General features: G+C 66.0%; 14 protein-coding genes and 1 tRNA gene. 9 read left to right on the top strand and 6 right to left on the bottom strand.

Annotated elements, in window-relative coordinates; genetic code table 11:
- Positions 1–77: 77 nt before the first annotated feature.
- The 3 genes from H7A85_RS08735 to ade form a co-directional block, all read right to left on the bottom strand.
- Positions 78–593 (bottom strand): phage portal protein, encoded by a 516-nt coding sequence (locus H7A85_RS08735; RefSeq protein ID WP_182085525.1) that lies wholly within the window; start codon positions 591–593, stop codon positions 78–80.
- 117 nt (positions 594–710) lie between these two features.
- On the bottom strand, positions 711–2498 hold the full coding sequence (locus H7A85_RS08730; RefSeq protein ID WP_182085524.1) for a site-specific integrase: 1788 nt from the start codon (positions 2496–2498) through the stop codon (positions 711–713).
- A 154-nt stretch (positions 2499–2652) separates the two neighbouring features.
- Entirely contained in the window at positions 2653–4362 is a 1710-nt protein-coding gene (gene ade, locus H7A85_RS08725; protein ID WP_182085523.1) for an adenine deaminase, read from the bottom strand.
- Between the two features lie 148 nt (positions 4363–4510).
- Between ade and H7A85_RS08720 the strand changes: the two genes are divergently transcribed.
- From H7A85_RS08720 to H7A85_RS08705, 4 genes are all read left to right on the top strand, one after another.
- Positions 4511–4583, top strand: a tRNA-Ile gene (locus H7A85_RS08720).
- Positions 4584–4747: 164 nt separating this feature from the next.
- Positions 4748–5485, top strand: a complete 738-nt coding sequence (locus tag H7A85_RS08715; protein WP_182085522.1) for an SIMPL domain-containing protein — start codon at positions 4748–4750, stop codon at positions 5483–5485.
- A gap of 114 nt (positions 5486–5599) precedes the next feature.
- A complete protein-coding gene (locus H7A85_RS08710) occupies positions 5600–7141 on the top strand; it encodes a bifunctional diguanylate cyclase/phosphodiesterase (RefSeq protein ID WP_182085521.1) in 1542 nt (513 codons plus the stop codon).
- A gap of 52 nt (positions 7142–7193) precedes the next feature.
- On the top strand, positions 7194–7640 hold the full coding sequence (locus H7A85_RS08705) for a DoxX family protein (RefSeq protein WP_182085520.1): 447 nt from the start codon (positions 7194–7196) through the stop codon (positions 7638–7640).
- Between the two features lie 71 nt (positions 7641–7711).
- Here H7A85_RS08705 and rpoD read toward each other — a convergent pair whose 3' ends face one another.
- Together rpoD and dnaG are read right to left on the bottom strand one after the other, a co-directional pair.
- Positions 7712–9694 (bottom strand): RNA polymerase sigma factor RpoD, encoded by a 1983-nt coding sequence (gene rpoD, locus H7A85_RS08700; RefSeq protein ID WP_182085519.1) that lies wholly within the window; start codon positions 9692–9694, stop codon positions 7712–7714.
- A gap of 327 nt (positions 9695–10021) precedes the next feature.
- Entirely contained in the window at positions 10022–11971 is a 1950-nt protein-coding gene (gene dnaG, locus H7A85_RS08695; protein ID WP_182085518.1) for a DNA primase, read from the bottom strand.
- A 158-nt stretch (positions 11972–12129) separates the two neighbouring features.
- Here dnaG and H7A85_RS08690 point away from each other — a divergent pair, with 158 nt between their 5' ends.
- Positions 12130–12447: a chorismate mutase gene (locus H7A85_RS08690; RefSeq protein WP_182085517.1), complete on the top strand. Its 318-nt coding sequence runs from the start codon at positions 12130–12132 to the stop codon at positions 12445–12447.
- Between the two features lie 3 nt (positions 12448–12450).
- On the top strand, positions 12451–12999 hold the full coding sequence (locus H7A85_RS08685) for a GNAT family N-acetyltransferase (RefSeq protein WP_210270233.1): 549 nt from the start codon (positions 12451–12453) through the stop codon (positions 12997–12999).
- Here the strand turns inward: H7A85_RS08685 and H7A85_RS08680 are convergent.
- Positions 12992–13441, bottom strand: coding sequence for a GatB/YqeY domain-containing protein (locus H7A85_RS08680; RefSeq protein ID WP_182085516.1), 450 nt, complete (start codon positions 13439–13441; stop codon positions 12992–12994). The genes H7A85_RS08685 and H7A85_RS08680 overlap by 8 nt on opposite strands.
- Before the next feature lie 401 nt (positions 13442–13842).
- Here H7A85_RS08680 and carA point away from each other — a divergent pair, with 401 nt between their 5' ends.
- The 3 genes from carA to carB all read left to right on the top strand — a co-directional run bounded on the left by carA (position 13843) and on the right by carB (position 19215).
- A complete protein-coding gene (gene carA, locus H7A85_RS08675) occupies positions 13843–15027 on the top strand; it encodes a glutamine-hydrolyzing carbamoyl-phosphate synthase small subunit (RefSeq protein ID WP_182085515.1) in 1185 nt (394 codons plus the stop codon).
- A gap of 38 nt (positions 15028–15065) precedes the next feature.
- Positions 15066–15629: a tyrosine-protein phosphatase gene (locus H7A85_RS08670; protein WP_182085514.1), complete on the top strand. Its 564-nt coding sequence runs from the start codon at positions 15066–15068 to the stop codon at positions 15627–15629.
- 154 nt (positions 15630–15783) lie between these two features.
- Positions 15784–19215: a carbamoyl-phosphate synthase large subunit gene (gene carB, locus H7A85_RS08665; RefSeq protein ID WP_182085513.1), complete on the top strand. Its 3432-nt coding sequence runs from the start codon at positions 15784–15786 to the stop codon at positions 19213–19215.
- The last annotated feature ends 43 nt before the right edge of the window (positions 19216–19258 follow it).

The raw sequence follows: 19258 nt of genomic DNA, 5'->3' as shown, positions 1-19258 counted from the left end.
GGCACCTGCCGCCGCGCTATGGCCGGCTGCGCCACCCCAACCCGCTTCGCCGGCCACCTCAACCGTGGTCGCCAAACCTACCATGCATTAGATTTGAACCGGACCACCTGATAGGGGCAGGCCACTGTAGCGTCGGAGACCATGTAGAACGGCTCGCCGTCGCTCTCTGTCCGGCGCTCCACGGTCGTCGGCGGAAGCCGCTGCAACTCAAGCGGCCGTCCATCAGCGGAACGAATGACTTGGGCGTAGCCCGCGCCATGAAGAAGCGCGTCCGCCGTCAGGTCCGTGCGAAGCTGCCCGGCGCTGGTCCATGGGTTCGCACGATCATGCACGAGGCGAAAGGCTGGGAGACTGTCAGCCGCTTCCTTACTGCTGCCGCTGCTATACGCCTTACAAGGAAGTGAGCCGACAGTCTCCGCGATCAAGCGCACCGCCTGAAGCACTGCGGGCACTTGAAGGGCTGTGGATGCATTGACGACGGCACCGGAGGAAGTCGGAAGGCCTCCGAACACTTCGAGGATCGAAGCATCAGCGATGGATTGCGCCTTCGCTTCCTGCCTCTCTGCCTTCGCCTTCTTCTTCGAACCGAACAACGATCAATCCATGCCAAAATTCAACTTGGCATAATTGTCTCACACAGCGAATCACGTGTGAATCCTGTAAATCAAAAATTTTGATGATTATGGATTTATGATCGTTTTGGAGAATGTCTAAGCGGGTGGCGCGAGGTGGTCGAGCACGACGCCGGGATAGGAAATGGCCTCGATAAGTTCGAAGCGCTTCTCCAAGGCACCCTGCGGCATGATCCCGTAACGCCCGGTCATGGTGCCGCTGGTGTGTCCGAGCATGAAGCCGAAGGTGTCGTCCAGATGGCCGGCGCGCCGCCAAGCATCCGTTGCGCCGTGGCGAAAGCTGTAGAGCGACAAGCCTCGACCTTCCTTCAAGCCGATACGCTCAAGGTAGCGCCCGAACTCGCGCGAGGTCTCGGCGATCATCTGGCCTCGGCTGTTGCGCTTGGCTTCGGGGAAGAGCCGGGTTTCGCCCGCATCCTTCATGGCGGCGTGATGCTTCAGGAAGCCGAGCCGGATAAGCTGCGAGTGAATCGGGATGACGCGCATAGAACCAGCCGTCTTCACCGTCTTCTCGCCGTCGCCTTCGGTCGTGATGTGCATGATCCAGTGGCCGTGCTGTTCCCGCACGTCAGCAACGCCAAGCTGGCCGATCTCTCCCGGCCGCGCCCCGCTGAAAAGCATGACGAGCGGCACCCAATAGCGATGGTCGCGCACCATGACGTTGCCCGGTTTTGCGATCAGTCGCCAAAGGTCGTCGCTCTGACACCCGGTGAAGAGCGGCGAGGCGAAGAGCTTGTTGAGCTGGTCCGTCGTGAAAGGGTAGGTCGAAACCTTCTTCTCTTTCGCGAGGAACATGCCGGAACACGGGTTCACGTCGATGTAGCCGTGCGTCTCAAGCCAGCCGCAAAATGCGCCAAGGCTCGAAAGGTAGCGATTCACCGTGCGCACCGTGACGATGGGTTTACCGACCTCCCGGTTCTTCATGACGATCTGCGGCAGCGTCATGCCGGCGAACACGGTGCTTTCCGTCGCCTTCACCGGAAGCTGCATCAGAAGCGCCTTCCACTCGCGGACGGCCTTCTTGTTGATCCGCCGGACGGGGCATGTCGAACCCACGGTATCGATGAAGGTGCCAATGTCCCGGCGCATCTGGTTGATGCGGTCGGCCGCAACCCGCTTGGGGTTCTCCCGAGCGAACACGTCGAAAAGGTCCATGATGCTTTCGCCCGGCTTGGCGAACTCACGAGCCGGGCCGTTGGCGGGCTTCACGATCGGGTCGGACGGGACGCCGCCATAGTGGCCCCGGTCGCGCTCCAAGGTGCGCTCAAGTCCCTCAATCTCGCTGCGCATCATCTGCCGGGCGAGGTCGCGCACGTCGTCGGACGTCGGATCGGGAATGAGACGGTTCTGGTCGAGGTATTCCGTCACGCTGTGATTCACGAGCGCCGTTTCGCCGGCCGCAAGCTGCTTACGCATGTGCGCCAGCCGGGTCGCCCGGAACTCGCTCGAAAGCTCGCCGGCCTTCTGAAGCACCTTCACGTCAAGCGTGGCGTCCATCAGGGCGAGCGGGTCATGAACGTTCAGCTTCTCCCGGTTGGCCCGGTCGAACATGATCTTCGAGGCGGCATCAATGTCAGCTTGCGTCGGCCGGCTCTGCCGTTCTTCCTCGTCACGCTGAAGGGTCGCGGTGTAGTGCTGCCAGACGGCATCGGCTTTGTCGGTTGCCGTCAGGACGCGCCGGGTGCGCACGTCATCAAAGAGCAAGTTCCAGCCTTCCACGACGGGCCAGACAAGGCGCTTGGCTTCCGCCCGATCCTTCGTGCCGAGCGCCTTTACAAGCTCCTTCTTTCCAAGAACCGACACGAGGTCCGTAGGAACGCGGGTCCGGGCGTAGTAGCTCGCACCGCGTCGAAGAAGGTAGCTCATGGGGCTGGAATCCGGTCTGTGTAGCGTCCGTGTGTTACAACCTTGTGTTACAGACGGCTGGGTAAAAAGGCAATATCCTGCAATGTCTTAGGCGATACAAAGGGTTGGATTAGTGTCCAATTTTGGTCCAGGCGCCCCAGCCATCTTCCGATCGTCAGTTCTCGTCCACGAAGGCGAAGCGGTCCACGTCGAACAGGCCGCGATCGGTGAGCTTGAGATGGGGGATTACCGGCAGGGCCAGGAAGGCGAGTTGCAGGAACGGCTCGGGCAGCGTGCAACCGAGTGCACGTGCGGCCCGGACGAGATTCTCGAGGTCGTGGGCAACGGTCTCGAAAGGCTCGAGGCTCATGAGGCCCGCCATCGGCAGGGCGAGCCCGGCCGTCACCCGCCCCCCATCGGCCACCACGAAGCCGCCGGACCGCTCGATCACGCCGTTGACGGCGGCTGCCATGTCCTCGGCATTCGTGCCCACCACCGTGATGTTGTGGCTGTCATGCGCGACGGAGGAGGCGATCGCCCCGCGCTTCAGCCCGAAACCGTTGACGAAGCCGAGCCCGACATTGCCGTTGCGGCCGTGCCGCTCCACCACGGCAAGCTTCAGGACATCCTCCTGCGTGGAAGGCAGAAGCTCGCCATCCCGCTCGGCAAGGACTGCGGTGCGGCGCGCGGTCAGGAGCAACCCGGCCTTCACCCCGATCACGGGAACCTCGCGCCCGCTCCGGCCCATCGGCTGACGAAACGCAGGCGCCTCGACGCGTGTTGCCTTCATCGAGCCGAGCCCGACAGGTGCAACGCTCGTGCGCGCGGCAAAACGATCCGGCGTCACCAGCCGCCCCCCGGCAACGACGTCCGAAACCCGGCACTGTTCAAGATTGTCCAAGAGCACGATATCCGCCCGCCATCCCGGCGCGATCAGGCCGCGATCGGCGAGACCGAAGATGCGCGCGGCCGAGTGCGAAGCCGCGCGGTAGACATGATGCACGGGACAGCCTTTGGCGATCAGCCGGCGGATCATCGCGTCGAGATGCCCCTCCTCCCCGATGTCGAGCGGGCTGCGATCGTCGGTGCAGAGAGCGACGAAGGCCGACGTATCGGCCGTCAGGATTTCGGCCAGCGCATCGAGGTCCTTGGACGCGGACCCTTCGCGGATCAGGATCGCCATGCCCTTGCGAAGCTTCTCCAAGGCTTCCGGCGCGCTCGTCGCCTCGTGGTCGGTGCGGATGCCGGCGGCGAGATAGCCGTTGAGCGCCGCCCCGCGCACAAGGGGAGCATGGCCGTCCACATGTCGCCCCGCGAAGGCTTCCAGCTTGGCCACCACCTCCGGATCGAGGTCGAGGACGCCGGGATAATTCATCATCTCCGCCAGCCCGTGCACCTTGGGGTGGTCGAGGAAGGGCAGCAGGTCCTCGACGGGCAGATGCGCCGCCGCCGTCTCGAACGGCGTGGCGGGGACGCAGGAGGACAGGTTGATGCGAATGTCCATGACGCTCGCCTCCGCGCATTCGGCGAAATAGCGAAGCCCCTCGACGCCGAGCACGTTGGCGATCTCGTGCGGATCGCAGAAGATCGTCGTCACCCCGTGCGGCAGCACGCACCGGTCGAACTCCAGCGGGGATACGAGCGAGGATTCGATATGCAGATGCGTATCGATGAACCCCGGCACGGCGAAGCGCCCCGCCCCGTCGATCACCTCTGCGCCTTCGTAGTCCCCGTAGGTGCCGACGATGGTGTCGCCGACGATCGCGATGTCGCTGGGCTCGACCGCGCCCGTGACGAGGTCGAGCAGCCGCACGTTGCGCACGACGAGGTCGGCCTCGCGCTTGCCCTGTCCGGCCAGGATCCGGTGCCGGAGATCGTTCGCCATTCGAAAGGCTCCTTGCGTGGAGCCTCAAAGCCCCGTTGCGCTTGGCCCCCGCTTTAGCGCGCCGCGCCTCCATGGGAAACCTTGCGCCCCCCCTTCCCCTGAGCCTTGAGCGCGCCGCCGCTTTACGATAGGCCATGGCCTTCGGGTCGGGCCTGTAGCTCAATGGTTAGAGCCGGCGGCTCATAACCGCTTGGTTGCAGGTTCGAGTCCTGCCGGGCCCACCCGAGGCGTTATCGCGCAAATCCTTACCCCCTCGTCAGCCATCCCATCCCCCTTCGGCGCGTCGACGGACGATCGTGGATGACGACGGCGGTGATCATGGATTTCGCCGCATTCGCGCGTCACAGACGAGGCGTGTTTCGCGGCGTTGAGGAGAATCAGCCCCATGTCCAAGCTTCGCATGATCGCCCCTCTGGCCTTCGGTCTCGTTCTATCGGGATCGGCCCTTGCCCAGGAGGCCAAGGCGCCGGTGCCCGCCCGCATCAGCGTGTCCGGGGAGGGGCAGGCCAGCGCCGCGCCCGACTTGGCGGTGACACAGCTCACCGTGATGCGCGCGGCCCCCACCGCCGCCGAGGCGCTCAAGGCGGCCAACGAGGCGATCGATGGGGTTCGCGGCGCGCTGCCCTCGTTCGGCGTCGAGCCGCGCGACATGCAGACGGCCGGCTTCCAGATCGCCCCGCAATACCGCTACGACAACAAGCCCGACGGCACGCAGGGGCCGCCGACCGTGACCGGATACGAAGTGCGCAACACGCTTTCGGTCAAGGTTCGCGACCTCGCGCGCCTCGGCGAGCTTCTCGACCGGGCGGTGCAGCTCGGCGTCAACGAGGGCGGCAACATCTCCTTCCAGATCGAGGATTCCTCGGCGCTGGAAAACGCCGCACGCAAGAGCGCGGTCGAAAAGGCGCGCGCGAGCGCGCAGGCTCTCGCGGAAGCGGCGGGTCTGCAGCTCGGGCGGATCGTCTCGATCGAAAACGGAGCGTCCGCCTTCCCTCCCCCCATGCCCGCGCCGATGGGCGCCATGCGCATGATGGCGTCGGATATGGCCGCCAAGGTTCCCGTCGAGATCGGCGAAAACACCGTTTCGGCCGACGTTCGGATCGTCTACGAACTCCAGCCTTGAAGCCTTGCCGGGCTCGCGCGGAAAATTCCACGCAAGCTCGCAAAGCGGTTGTTGCGATGCGAAGCCTTCACGATTGCCGGCTAGAACAAGCCGGCAGTCTTCGACGGAATCGCAATGGACCGGGTCATCTCTCTCTGGAACGATGGGCGCGACCTTCTGCACGGTGCGCCCCGAACCGTTCTCTCGCTCGCGGGGGCTTGGGCTCTTGCCGCATCGCTTGGCGCGACGGTGCAGCCCTGGCTTCTGGCACCCATCGGTCTCGCGGGTGCCGTTGCGTTGGTTGTGCTCGCTCGCCTCGCGCGGCGCCTGCGCGCGCTGGAAGGCGACCTATCGCAGCTGACCGCCGATCAGGAGGCCCTGATCCATCGCCACGTTCTCGACGACATCACCGGTGTGATGACGCGGCGTGCCTTTCTGGAAGCGGTGTCCGCTCGTTTGTCGGCGCGATCGAGCGATGAGGCGCTCGCCTTCTTCGCGCTCGACATGGACCACCTGAAGCCGCTGAACGACAGTTTCGGGCACCGTGCCGGCGATTTCGCGCTGTCCTATATCGCGCAGTGCATCGACCAGTCGTTTCCGGGCGCGCTGATCGGGCGGCTCGGCGGCGACGAGTTCGCCTTCGTGCTGCCTTGCGCCAACGAACGGGTCGCCCTGCGCCTCGGCCGCGACTTCTGCTGCGAGCTCAACCGTCCGGTGATGACCGGCGGGCGCCCGCTGACACTGTCGGCGAGCCTCGGCGTCGTCATGGTGCCGGAGCGAACGGTCTATCTGTCGGAGGCGATGCAGTTCGCCGACATCGCCCTTTATGCCGCCAAGCGGGCGGGTCGAAACCAGATCGCCGCCTTCGACGAGGAGATGATGCGCGATCTCAAGCAGCGTCGCCTGATCGAGCGCGAACTGCGCGCCGCGATCCTTCTCAACGAGCTCGACATCCACTACCAGCCGATCACCGGCCATGACGGGCGTACGATCTCGGTGGAGGCGCTCTTGCGCTGGCAGAGCCCGTCGCGCGGCAACATCTCGCCCGCCGTGTTCATTCCCATCGCGGAAAGCACGGCGCTGATCGACCAGCTCGGCGAGTGGGTGCTGCGCCGCGCCTTGAGCGACGCGCGCGAGCTTCCCGATCTCAACATCTCGGTCAACGTCTCGGCCAGCCAACTGCGCCGCGACGACGTCGTCGACATGGTGGCGCGCGTCCTTCGCGAAACCGGGCATCCGCCCCGGCAGCTGACGCTGGAACTCACCGAGTCCGTCGCGATCCAGGCGACACCCGACATCTGCCGCCGCCTGCAGGCGCTGCGCGACATGGGCATTCTCGTCTCGCTCGACGATTTCGGCACGGGCTTCAGCGGGTTCGACTATCTCCGGCATCTGCCCGTGGACTCGATCAAGATCGACCGGAGCTACATCGCCAAGCTCGGCGAAAGCGACACGGACAACGTGCTCGTCTCCGCACTGGCAAGCGTTGCGGGCGCGATGCGCCTGTCGGTGGTGGCGGAGGGCATCGAGAACGAAAGCCAGCTGCTTCTGGCGAAGGCTGCCGGCTGCACCCTGTTCCAGGGATACTTCATGGCCCGTCCCATGCCGAAGGCCGCGATCGTCCAGCGGTACCGGACGGAACACGCACGAAATCAACAGGAAACGGTGTCCGCCTAAACGCTCCCGTCGTCGACCGGCGCGGCCGGTCTCCGCTCAAGGGAGTCGTTTCATGCCTCGGTCCATCGCTTCGCTTCTCGCCGCGCCCTGGTTCGCGCGCTTCGCCTGCGTCGTCCTCACCTTCTGCTTCTGGGGCAGCGGCCTCGCCAAGCTCGCCGATTTCGAGGGCGCGAGCGCGGAGATGGCCTTCTTCGGCTTCCACCCGCCGGCCCTCGTCGCGGCGCTGGTGATCGCGGTGGAGCTTTTGGGCTCCGCCTTGATCATCCTCGACCGCGCCGCATGGCTCGGCGCCGGCATGCTGGCGACCTTCACAGGCCTCACCATCCTCCTCGTCCACGACTTCTGGAATATGACGGGCCCGGCCGCCACCGAGCATTTCTACACCGCGACCGAGCATGTCACGGTGGTAGGGGCGATGATGGTGGCCGCCGTCCTCTCGCGCCGCCTGCGCGCCCTTCCCCATCCGACCGCCCTGCCGGAGCGCGTCGCGACCGCCTGAGGCAGCTTTCTCGCCATGAAAAAGGGCGCCTCCCGGAAGAGACGCCCTTTTCGCATTCGGACGGATAAGGATCAGCTGTCGAGGAACGAGCGCAGCTTACGCGAGCGGCTGGGGTGCTTGAGCTTGCGCAGCGCCTTGGCCTCGATCTGGCGGATGCGCTCGCGCGTCACCGAGAACTGCTGGCCGACCTCTTCCAGCGTGTGGTCGGTGTTCATGCCGATGCCGAAGCGCATGCGCAGAACACGCTCCTCGCGCGGGGTCAGCGAAGCCAGCACCCGCGTCGTCGTTTCGCGCAGGTTGGCCTGGATCGCGGCGTCGATCGGCAGGATGGCGTTCTTGTCCTCGATGAAGTCGCCGAGATGGCTGTCCTCCTCGTCGCCCACCGGCGTTTCGAGCGAGATCGGCTCCTTAGCGATCTTGAGGACCTTGCGGACCTTCTCCAGCGGCATCGCCAGCTTTTCGGCCAGCTCTTCCGGGGTCGGCTCGCGGCCAATCTCGTGCAGCATCTGACGGCTCGTGCGAACGATCTTGTTAATCGTCTCGATCATGTGGACCGGAATGCGGATCGTGCGCGCCTGATCGGCGATCGAGCGGGTGATCGCCTGCCGGATCCACCACGTCGCATAGGTCGAGAACTTGTAGCCGCGCCGGTACTCGAACTTGTCCACGGCCTTCATCAGGCCGATGTTGCCTTCCTGAATCAGGTCCAGGAACTGCAAGCCGCGGTTGGTGTACTTCTTGGCGATCGAGATCACGAGACGCAGGTTCGCCTCGACCATCTCCTTCTTCGCCTGCCGAGCCTCGCGCTCTCCCTTCTGCACCATGTGGACGATGCGGCGGAACTCGGTGATCTCGAGACCCGTCGTAGTGGCGAGGCTCTGGATCTCCTGGCGCAGGTTGCGGATCGAGTCGCGCTCGTTCTGGACGAACTTCAACCAGCCCTTGCCCGCCAGATTGGCGATCGACTGCGTCCAGTTCGGGTCGAGTTCGGAGCCCTGGTAGCTCTTCAGGAACTCGTCGCGCTTGACCCCGTGGCTTTCGGCCAGGCGCAGCAGGCGCCCTTCGTTGCCGACGAGCTGCTTGTTGATGTCGTAGAGCTGGGCGACCAAGGCGTCGATGCGGTTCTGGTTGAGCGACAGGCCCTTCACCGCGGAAACGAGGTCTTCCTTCAGCTTCTTGTAGGAGCGCTCCTGCGCCGAGGACAGGGTCCCCTGGGCGGCGAGGCGGTTCTCCACCTGCTGGTCCTGCAGCTTGCGCAGCCGCTTGTAGTTCTCGGCGATCTCGTCGAAGGTTTCCATGACCTGCGGACGGATCTCGGCTTCCATCGCGGCCAGCGACAGCGAGTTTTCCAGATCGTCCTCGTCGTCGTCCTCGTCTTCGCCGGGGCGCAGCTCGCCGTTCGGCGCAGCGCCGTTGGCGGGAGCCTCGCCGCCCTCGGCCGCGGGGGCCGTCGGCATCTTGGCCTCGGGTCCGGCATAGGTCGCCTCGAGGTCGACGACCTCGCGCAGCATGATGTTGCCTTCGTTGAGTTCCTCGCGCCAGATGATGATCGCCTGGAACGTCAGCGGGCTTTCGCACAGGCCCGCGATCATCGTCTCGCGGCCGGCCTCGATGCGCTTGGCGATGGCGATCTCGCCCTCGCGCGACAGGAGCTCGACCGAGCCCATCTCACGGAGGTACATGCGCACGGGATCGTCGGTGCGATCCGAGGCTTCCTTCTTGGTCGTGGCGGCGACGGCGCCGGAACTCGCTTCGGCAACCTCGGTCGAGCCGGACTCCTCGGTGTCCTTTTCTTCCTCGTTCTCGCCTTCCTCGTCCTCGACGACGTTGATGCCCATGTCGTTAAGCATGGCCATCAGGTCTTCGATCTGCTCGGAGGTGACGTCCTCCGCCGACAGGACCGAGTTGAGCTTGTCCATCGAGACGAAGCCGCGCTTCTTCGCGGCCTTGATCATCTTCTTGACAGCGTCGTCCGACAGGTCCAGCAGAGGACTGTCAGGCGTCTCGGGACGCTCCTCGACGGCCGTCTCGCCTTCCTTGACTTTCGTCGCCATGCGCATTCGTCTCCATCTGGCGCGGTGCGCCGGAACCCGAGCCGCCGTGGGCGCGCTCCGATCCACACTTAACCGCCGGCCGTTAACGACCGCCTAACCATGATCGCGGATGTGATCGCGATCCGGCTCGGCGCCCTATTCCCGGCCCTTCCCATTCGACCTCGGCACCCTTCGAAGCGATGCCGACCCGCATGGACCGGCACCAGCGTCCGGCCGGTGCGTGTTTGTTCCATCCTGCCGCGAAGTCAAGGGCTTGACGTCCTTTGGCAGAATTATTCCAGCGAACCGCCGAGCCGTTTCGCATCGCGAGAAAAGCCCGGTTGCAACTCAGATACCCTTGGCGGGACGACCCGACAGCAGGCCAAACCCGTCTATCAGCGCCTCGGTTCCCGCCAAATTGTTGATTTCCCGATGGATCTCGACCAGCTGGGCATGCGCGAGCTCGTCGCCGTCCGTACCGAGCGCAGCTTCTGCCGCTCGGAGTTCCCTATGTAGTGAGAGATGGCGGTGCTGCAAGTGAAGTGCCTGACGCACCGCCTCGCGCGCATCCTCCAGCGCGGCGGGGCTGAGAAAACTCCACAGCCGCACCCCTTGCAGCTTCATCTCGCAGCCCTGGAAGAACGGGAGGAGCATGCGCCGGTCGAGCTCGGCCAGAATGTCCTCGCGCGTATGCTGATGGCCGTCGGCATGGACGTCGATCACCGCCGAGCGCAGGCGCTCCAGCTCCGGGCTCGTCAGTTCCAGATCGGCGAAATAATCGAAGGCCTCGCGCAGGAGAAGCGGGTGGTTCACGAAGCCGACGAGGATCGACATCTCGCGCATCGGCGCGGCCTTGGTGTCGACCCCGCCCATCAGCGAGGTGCGCGCCAGACGGTCGGACACCGGCGAGCGGCGCCCGGCACCCGGCGCGCCCGAACGGCGCCCGCCCCCGCCCTGCCGGTTGTCCCCCCGGCGCCAGTTGTCGCGGTTGCCGCCCTTGGAGAACGACGGCGCCGGGCCGAAATAGGCCGACAGGCGCTCGTCGATGTCCTGCAGGTAGTGCCGGCGCACGTTTTCGTCGCCGATCTGGCGCATCAGGCCTTTCAGGCGCTGCTCCAGCTCGGCCCGGCGTTCGGGCGTGTCGAAATTGCCCGCCGCCGTTTCGCGCATCCAGAGAAGATCGGCGAGCGGGCGGGCGCGCTCCAGAACACCCTTCATCGCGTCCGCTCCCGTGTCGCGCACGAGATCGTCGGGGTCCTTGCCCTCCGGCAGGAGCGCGAAGCGCAGGGAGCGTCCCGGCCGGATCAGCGGCAGGGCGAGTTCGGCCGCGCGGTTGGCCGCCTTGAGCCCCGCCGCATCGCCGTCGAAGCACAGGATCGGCTCGGGAACCGTGCGCCACAGAAGGTCGAGCTGGCGCTCCGTCAGCGCCGTGCCGAGCGGGGCGACGGCATGCTCGAACCCCGCCTGATGGAGCGCGATCACGTCCATGTAGCCTTCGGCGACCACCAGCGTCCCGGTCGCCTTGGCCGCGCGCCGGGCGGAGGCGAGGTTGAACAGGACCTGACCCTTGTGGAAGACCTCGGTTTCCGGAGAGTTCAGGTACTTGGCGGGAACGCCGGCGGCCATCGCCCGTCCGCCGAAGGCGATCGGCCGCTCGCGCACGTCGAGGATGGGAAACATCACCCGGTCGCGGAACCGGTCGTAGGACACGGCGATCCCCTCGCCATGCACGACGAGGCCGGCCCCCTCGATCTCAGCGCGTCCGACCCCCCTGCCCGCCAGGAACTCCTTCAGGCGGTTGCGGCTGTCGGGCGCGAAGCCAAGGCCGAACGTCTTCTGGACGATCGGGTTGATGCCGCGATCGCGAAGATAGGCTCGCGCTTTCGCTCCGTCCGCCTCCTGCAGGGTCTGGCGGAAGAACTCGGCGGAAAGGCGCAGCGCGTCGAGAAGCGTCGCGCGGGTTTCCTCGCGCTTTTCCTCCTCGCGATCGCGCGCGGGCATCGGCAGGCCCGCCTCGCCGGCCAACCGCTCCACGGCCTCAGGAAAGCTCATGCCCTCCAACTCGGTCAGGAAGCGGAAATGGTCGCCCGACACGCCGCAGCCGAAACAGTGGTAGCGCCCCTTGGCGTCCTCGCAGTGGAACGAGGGCGACTTTTCGCCGTGGAACGGGCAGCACGCCCACCAGTCGCCCTTCGCGGACTGCGTCTTGCGCCGGTCCCACGTCACGCGCCGCCCGATCACGTCGGAGATCGGGATACGGTCGCGGATGTCGTCGAGAAATTGCGGAGGAAAGCGCATACGGGTGATATCGTCATCCCGGAGCCCGAATGCCACAGTTTTCATGCGCGGACGGGGCTTGTCCACCTCCATCCACAGGGCAAGGCGGCTTTTGACGGATCGCTTGGGGAAGCCTATCGAGATGCGACCCGCAACGCGCAAAAGCCCAGAGCCGCCTCATGGACCAGACCGCCCCGATCCTGCCCGAACTGAAGTCCCTTCGGGATTCGATCGACAATATCGACGCCGCGATCATCCACATGTTGGCCGAGCGCTTCCGCTGCACGCAGCGCGTCGGCGTCCTGAAGGCCGAGCACGACCTGCCCCCTGCCGATCCGGCGCGCGAGAAGCGGCAGGTGGCGCGCCTGCGCGAACTGGCCGGTGCCGCCCAGCTCGACCCGGACTTCGCCGAGAAGTATCTCGCCTTCGTGGTGCGCGAGGTGATCCGCTATCACGAGGCGACGGCGCGCGAGATGGCCGAGAAGGGCGGCGCGTAACCCATGCCCACCGGCTTCGACGACCAGCCGACCCTTGTCGGCCCGACACTCGACCTCCGCCCGCTGGTATCGGGCGATCTCGACGCCCTCCATGCGGCGGCTTCCGACCCCCTCACCTGGGCCGGCCATCCCGCGACGGAGCGCTACAAGCGGGAGAACTTCGAGCCCTATTTCCGCCAGCTCGTCGCCCTCGGCGGCACGCTGGCAGTGGAGGACCGGGCGGCAGGGCGGATCATCGGCTGCTCGCGCTACTACGTCGCCCCCGATCAGCCCGATGCGATCTCGATCGGCTTCACGTTCCTCGATCGGTCGCACTGGGGCGGCGCCACCAACCGCGAACTCAAGACCCTGATGCTGACCCACGCGTTTGCGAGCTTCGACGCGGTCTGGTTCCACATCGCCCCGAGCAACATCCGCTCGCAGAAGGCGACCGCCAAGCTCGGCGCGCGCCACGTCTACGATGCGGTCCTCGATCTCGCGGGCACGCCGACGCCGTGGCAATGCTTCCGCCTCGACAAGGCCGAATGGGAAAGGCGCCGGGCGTTCAGCTGAGAAGGGCGCGCATCACGCTGCCGGCCTCGATCATGTTGAGCTTGTCCTGGTAGCGCTCCTTCAGCGCGTTCATGCAACGGCCGACGTCGCGCAGGCCCTTGGAGCCGGTATCGCTGACGATCTGCCGGCACGCCGCCTCGATCTCGCCGACGGAAACGGGCGCCGGCAGGAGTTCGCGGACCATCTCGGCCACCGCGCGTTCGGCGCCGGCTTCCTCGCGGCGCCCCTGGCCCTCCAGGGCGAAGGCGGCTTCCTCGCGGTGCCGGATCATGCACTGGAGAAGCGGCGTCATGTCGCCGCCGCCCGGCAGCGGCTTGCCGGCCTCGCGGCAGGCCGCTTCCTTGTCCTTCAGGGCCGCCGCGACCAGCCGAAGCGTCGCGATCCGCCGTTTGTCGCCGTTGACCGTCGCCGCCTGCAATGCATCTGCGATCTCTTCGCGCATTCCAACTCGTCCTGTTCGTCTTGCCGCCGCGACCCCGCGAAGGGTTCGAGCGCGGCTCGGCTCCCGTCCAAGAAGGAACGAGGCTAGCCGTGTCAGCTTGTGGGAAGATGGGTGAATCCGAAGTGGCCGGTAGTGGCTCGGCCCGGTGCGTCCTGCACAATCCAGTGGATAACGATCACGATCCGTCTTCGCCGCCGGCGGAACATGTCTGTTCTTGAAGGCCTGCGGCGGAAGTTGACGAAGGATTAATGACGGCGCACCCGTTTTGCAAGCGCATGCGTCCCATGCTCCACAGGCATGCGTCGATGCGGGGTTGCGTCCGCGTTCCATCGGCGCGATATGGACGCTCCAAAGGGCGCGGCCGCTGGCCCCCGATGGATCCCGAACGGAGTGACGAGACGATGAGCGACGCCTGGACGCAGAGAAAGCCCACGGCCCTGCTCGTGCTGGCGGACGGCACCGTGATCGAGGGCGACGGTATCGGCGCGGTCGGCGAGGCGCTGGGCGAAGTGTGCTTCAACACCTCGCTGACCGGCTACCAGGAGATCCTGACCGACCCGTCCTATGCCCGCCAGATCGTCACCTTCACCTTTCCCCATATCGGCAATGTCGGCGCCAACGACGAAGACATCGAAGACCTCGTCCCGGACAACAATGTCGGTGCGGTGGGCGCGATCTTCCGCGCCGAGGTTTCGGCCCCATCGAACTACCGCTCGGCCGGCGGCCTCGACGCTTGGCTGAAGCGGCGCGGCGTCGTGGCGCTTTCGGGTGTCGACACCCGCGCCCTTACCGCGCTGATCCGCGAAAAAGGCATGCCGAACGCGGTGATCGCCCACAACCCGGACGGCGTCTTCGACATCGAGGCGCTGCGCGCGAAGGCCGCCGGCTGGAGCGGGCTCGTCGGCCTCGATCTCGCCAAGGACGCCGCCTCCAAGCGCGAGGAAGCCTGGGTGGAAGGACCCTGGGCCTGGAACAAGGGCTACCACGCCGGTTCCGAGCCCGCCTACACGATCGTCGCGATCGACTACGGCGCCAAGCGCAACATCCTGCGCCTGATGTCGGGCCACGGCGCGCGCGTCGTGATCGCCCCCCCGACCGCGAGCGCCGACGACGTCCTCAAGCATTCACCGGACGGCATCTTCCTGTCCAACGGCCCGGGCGATCCGGCGGCGACCGGCGAATACACGGTGCCGGTGATCCGCGAGCTGTCGAAGTCCGGCGTTCCGATGTTCGGCATCTGCCTCGGCCATCAGCTCCTGGCGCTGGCGCTCGGCGGCACGACCGAGAAGATGCATCAGGGTCACCACGGCGCCAACCACCCGGTGAAGGACTTCACCACCGGTAAGGTCGAGATCGTCTCGATGAACCATGGTTTCGCGGTGGCCGCCCATTCGCTGCCCGACAGCGTCGAGGAAACCCACGTCTCGCTCTTCGACGGGACCAATTGCGGGCTGCGCGTCAAGGGCGCGCCGGTGTTCTCCGTTCAGCACCATCCGGAAGCCTCGCCCGGTCCCCAGGACTCGCACTATCTCTTCGCCCGCTTCTTCGAGATGATCGACGAGCATCGCGGCCAAAAGGCCGCCTGATCGCTTAGCCAGCGTCCTCGTTCGAAAGGTTGCGTCTCGTGCGCCGCTTGCCCCGCCGCCGGCTCCTCGCCCTTCTCCCCTTCCTCGGTGTCGGCGCCTGGTATGCGGGGCTGCAATGGAACGGCAACGCTCATACGGTCGTGCCGGGCGTCCTGTACCGTTCGGGCACGCTGGCCTCGCCGGACTTCGCAGCCCTCCTCGGCCGCGAGCACATCCGCACTGTGATCAACCTGCGCGGGCCGCAGGGCGGCGTCGAATGGTACGACCGCGAGCGCGAGGCGGCGCTGAGGGACGGCGTGAACTATGTCGATCTGTCGTGGTCGGCCGGCCGCGAGCTGACGGACGACATGGTCCGGCGCTTCTACGAGGTGGCCGATAGCGCCAAGGGTCCCGTCCTGATCCATTGCCGCTCGGGATCGGACCGCACGGGGCTCGCCGTCGCGCTCTACATGGCGCATGTGCTGCACACCGGCGAGGAGGTCGCCGAGGCGCAGCTGGCCATCCGCTTCGGCCACGTCTCGATCCCGTTCCTGTCGCAGGCCTATGCGATGGATGCGACCTTCGAGCGCCTGGAGCCGAGCCTCGGCTATCTAGGATCCTGAACCAAGCTTTAGGGGAAGACCAAAAGACGGCTTCCGTCCGGCAACGCCCTCCCCTATAAGCCGCTTCTAGCCTGCCTTCGAGACTGCCCTCAACCTTGTCCGCCCTCATCGGCGGCCGAGGCCTTCGGCGCAACAGACACAACGGACCCGCCCCATGCCCAGACGCGACGACATCAAATCCATCCTGATCGTCGGCGCCGGCCCCATCATCATCGGGCAGGCCTGCGAGTTCGACTATTCCGGCACGCAGGCCTGCAAGGCGTTGCGCGACGAGGGCTACCGGATCGTCCTCGTCAACTCCAACCCGGCGACGATCATGACCGATCCCGATCTCGCCGACGCCACCTATATCGAGCCGATCACGCCGGAAGTCGTCGCCAAGATCATCGCCAAGGAGCGCCCCGACGCGATCCTGCCGACCATGGGCGGCCAGACCGCGCTGAACACCGCCCTCTCCCTCAAGCGTATGGGCGTTCTCGACAAGTACGACGTCGAGATGATCGGCGCGGACGCGACCGCCATCGACAAGGCCGAGGACCGCGCCCTGTTCCGCGAGGCGATGGCCAAGATCGGCCTGGAGACGCCGAAGAGCTATCTCGCCAACGCGACGGAAGCCAAGGGCGCCGACCGCCTCGCCCACGAGGAAAGGCGCGCCGAGACGATCCGCACGACGGAAGCGGGCGTGCAGCGCGACGAGGCGCTGGCCGCGCTGGAAACCGAGTGGAACCTCGGCGAGACCGACCGCAAGCAGCGCTACATGGCGCGCGCCATGGGCGCGGCGGCGGAAGCCCTAGAGCATGTCGGGCTGCCCGCCATCATCCGCCCCTCCTTCACCATGGGCGGCACGGGCGGCGGCATCGCCTACAACCGCTCGGAATTCTTCGAGATCATCGAGGGCGGCCTCGACGCCTCGCCGACCACCGAGGTGCTGATCGAAGAATCGGTGCTCGGCTGGAAGGAATACGAGATGGAGGTCGTGCGCGATCGCGCCGACAACTGCATCATCGTCTGTTCCATCGAGAACGTCGATCCGATGGGCGTCCACACCGGCGATTCCATCACCGTCGCGCCGGCGCTGACGCTGACCGACAAGGAATATCAGGTCATGCGCAACGCCTCGATCGCGGTCTTACGCGAGATCGGGGTGGAAACCGGCGGCTCCAACGTCCAGTTCGCGGTCAATCCCGAGAACGGCCGCCTCGTCGTGATCGAGATGAACCCGCGCGTGTCGCGCTCCTCCGCGCTTGCCTCCAAGGCGACCGGCTTCCCGATCGCCAAGATCGCCGCCAAGCTCGCCGTCGGCTACACGCTGGACGAACTCAAGAACGACATCACCGGCGGCGCCACCCCGGCCTCGTTCGAGCCGACGATCGACTACGTCGTCACCAAGATCCCGCGCTTCGCCTTCGAGAAGTTCCCCGGCGCCTCGCCGGTGCTCACCACCGCCATGAAGTCGGTGGGCGAGGTCATGGCGATCGGACGGACTTTCGAGGAGTCGCTTCAAAAGGCGCTGCGGGGCCTCGAAACCGGCCTCGACGGGCTCGACGAGATCGAGATCCCCGGCCTTGGCGAAGGCGACGATAAGAACGCCATCCGCGCCGCACTCGGCACGCCGACGCCCGATCGCCTGCGCATGGTCGCCCAGGCTCTGCGCGAAGGCGCCTCCAAGGAGCAGGTGCACCGCTCCTCCAAGATCGACCCCTGGTTCATCGACCGCTTCCAGGCGATCATCGACCTGGAAGCGCGCGTCAAGGAGCACGGCCTTCCCACCGATGCCGACAACCTACGCTTCCTGAAGTCCGTCGGCTTTTCCGACGCGCGCCTCGCCAAGCTTTCCCGCCAGTCCGAGGCCGAGGTCAAGGCCTTGCGCGAGCGCCTCGAAGTCCATCCCGTCTTCAAGCGCATCGACACCTGCGCCGCCGAGTTCGCCTCGCCGACGCCCTACATGTACTCGACCTACGAGCGACCCTTCGCGGGCGAGGTGCGCTCGGAAGCCGGTGTGTCCGACGCGAAGAAGGTCGTCATCCTCGGCGGCGGCCCGAACCGGATCGGCCAGGGCATCGAGTTCGACTATTGTTGCTGCCATGCGGCCTTCGCCCTGCGCGACGCCGGCCTCGAAGCCATCATGGTCAACTGCAATCCCGAAACGGTCTCGACCGATTACGACACGTCCGACCGCCTCTACTTCGAACCGCTGACGGCCGAGGACGTGCTCGAGATCCTGCGCGTCGAGAAGTCGAAGGGCACGCTGCACGGCGTCATCGTCCAGTTCGGCGGCCAGACGCCGCTGAAGCTCGCCGAGGCACTGGAAGAGGCGGGCATCCCGATTCTGGGAACCAGCCCGGACGCGATCGATCTCGCCGAGGACCGCGACCGCTTTCAGAAGCTCCTGCACGATCTGAACCTGCGCCAGCCGAACAACGGCATCGCCCGCTCCGTCGAGGAAGCGCGCACCATTGTTGAGCGCATCGGCTATCCCGTCGTGATCCGCCCCTCCTACGTACTGGGCGGGCGCGCCATGGAGATCGTGCGCGGCGACGCGCAGTTCGAGCGCTACATGAAGGAAGCGGTCGTCGTCTCCGGCAAGTCGCCGGTTCTGATCGACAGCTACCTGTCGGACGCGACCGAGGTCGACGTGGACTGCCTGTCGGACGGCACGAACACGTTCGTCGCCGGCATCATGGAGCATATCGAGGAAGCGGGCATCCATTCCGGCGACAGCGCCTGCTCGCTACCCGTCCACTCGCTGAGCCGCGAGATCACCGACGAGTTGGAGCGCCAGACCCGCGACATGGCCCTCGCCTTGAAGGTCGGTGGTCTGATGAACGTCCAGTTCGCGATCAAGGAGGGCGAGATCTACGTTCTCGAGGTGAACCCGCGCGCTTCGCGCACCGTGCCGTTCGTAGCGAAGACGATCGGCTCGCCGGTCGCCAAGATCGCCGCGCGCATCATGGCGGGCGAAACGCTGGACGCGGCCTTCGCGGCCTATGGCGGCAAGCCGGACGTGAAGAACTTGCAACACATCGCCGTCAAGGAAGCGGTCTTCCCCTTCGCCCGCTTCCCCGGCGTCGATACGCTGCTCGGCCCCGAGATGCGCTCCACCGGCGAGGTCATGGGCCTCGACACGAACTACGCCCTGTCCTTCGCCAAGTCTCAGCTCGGCGCCTCGGTGGACCTGCCGCGCGACGGGACGTTGTTCGTCTCGGTGCGCGACGCCGACAAGACGAAGATGCTGCCGACCGTCCAGCGCATGGCCGAACTCGGCTTCCGCATCTCGGCGACCGAGGGCACGCAACGCTTCCTCGCCGACCACGGCGTAGAGGCGCAGAAGGTCAACAAGGTGCTTGAAGGGCGTCCGCATATCGAGGATGCTATCCGCAACCGGCAGGTCCAGATCGTCCTCAACACGACCGAGGGCGCCAAGGCTCTGTCCGACTCGCGCTCGCTGCGGCGCGCCGCGCTGATGCACAAGGTGCCGTACTATACGACGCTGGCGGGCATGGAGGCGGCTGCCGAGGCGATCGCGGCCCTGAAGGCCGGCAGCCTTGAAGTTCGGTCCCTGCAATCCTACTTCTCGGCAGCCTGATTTTCCGGGGAGCGTTCGTTCGCTTCCCGGCATCTCCGGCCTA

It is taken from the genome of Aureimonas sp. ME7 (genome assembly GCF_903970965.1).
In the GTDB taxonomy this organism is placed as follows: domain Bacteria; phylum Pseudomonadota; class Alphaproteobacteria; order Rhizobiales; family Rhizobiaceae; genus Aureimonas.
The sequence above is the reverse complement of the archived record's forward strand: the minus strand, read 5'-3'. Positions and strand labels throughout refer to the sequence as shown.

Excerpts from the sequence above, each read along its gene's own strand:
- H7A85_RS08730 (WP_182085524.1), bottom strand. The coding sequence starts at position 2,498 with ATGAGCTACCTTCTTCGACGCGGTGCGAGCTACTACGCCCGGACCCGC.
- ade (WP_182085523.1), bottom strand. The coding sequence starts at position 4,362 with ATGGCGAACGATCTCCGGCACCGGATCCTGGCCGGACAGGGCAAGCGC.
- H7A85_RS08715 (WP_182085522.1), top strand. The coding sequence starts at position 4,748 with ATGTCCAAGCTTCGCATGATCGCCCCTCTGGCCTTCGGTCTCGTTCTA.
- H7A85_RS08710 (WP_182085521.1), top strand. The coding sequence starts at position 5,600 with ATGGACCGGGTCATCTCTCTCTGGAACGATGGGCGCGACCTTCTGCAC.
- H7A85_RS08705 (WP_182085520.1), top strand. The coding sequence starts at position 7,194 with ATGCCTCGGTCCATCGCTTCGCTTCTCGCCGCGCCCTGGTTCGCGCGC.
- rpoD (WP_182085519.1), bottom strand. The coding sequence starts at position 9,694 with ATGGCGACGAAAGTCAAGGAAGGCGAGACGGCCGTCGAGGAGCGTCCC.
- dnaG (WP_182085518.1), bottom strand. The coding sequence starts at position 11,971 with ATGCGCTTTCCTCCGCAATTTCTCGACGACATCCGCGACCGTATCCCG.
- H7A85_RS08690 (WP_182085517.1), top strand. The coding sequence starts at position 12,130 with ATGGACCAGACCGCCCCGATCCTGCCCGAACTGAAGTCCCTTCGGGAT.
- H7A85_RS08685 (WP_210270233.1), top strand. The coding sequence starts at position 12,451 with ATGCCCACCGGCTTCGACGACCAGCCGACCCTTGTCGGCCCGACACTC.
- H7A85_RS08680 (WP_182085516.1), bottom strand. The coding sequence starts at position 13,441 with ATGCGCGAAGAGATCGCAGATGCATTGCAGGCGGCGACGGTCAACGGC.
- carA (WP_182085515.1), top strand. The coding sequence starts at position 13,843 with ATGAGCGACGCCTGGACGCAGAGAAAGCCCACGGCCCTGCTCGTGCTG.
- carB (WP_182085513.1), top strand. The coding sequence starts at position 15,784 with ATGCCCAGACGCGACGACATCAAATCCATCCTGATCGTCGGCGCCGGC.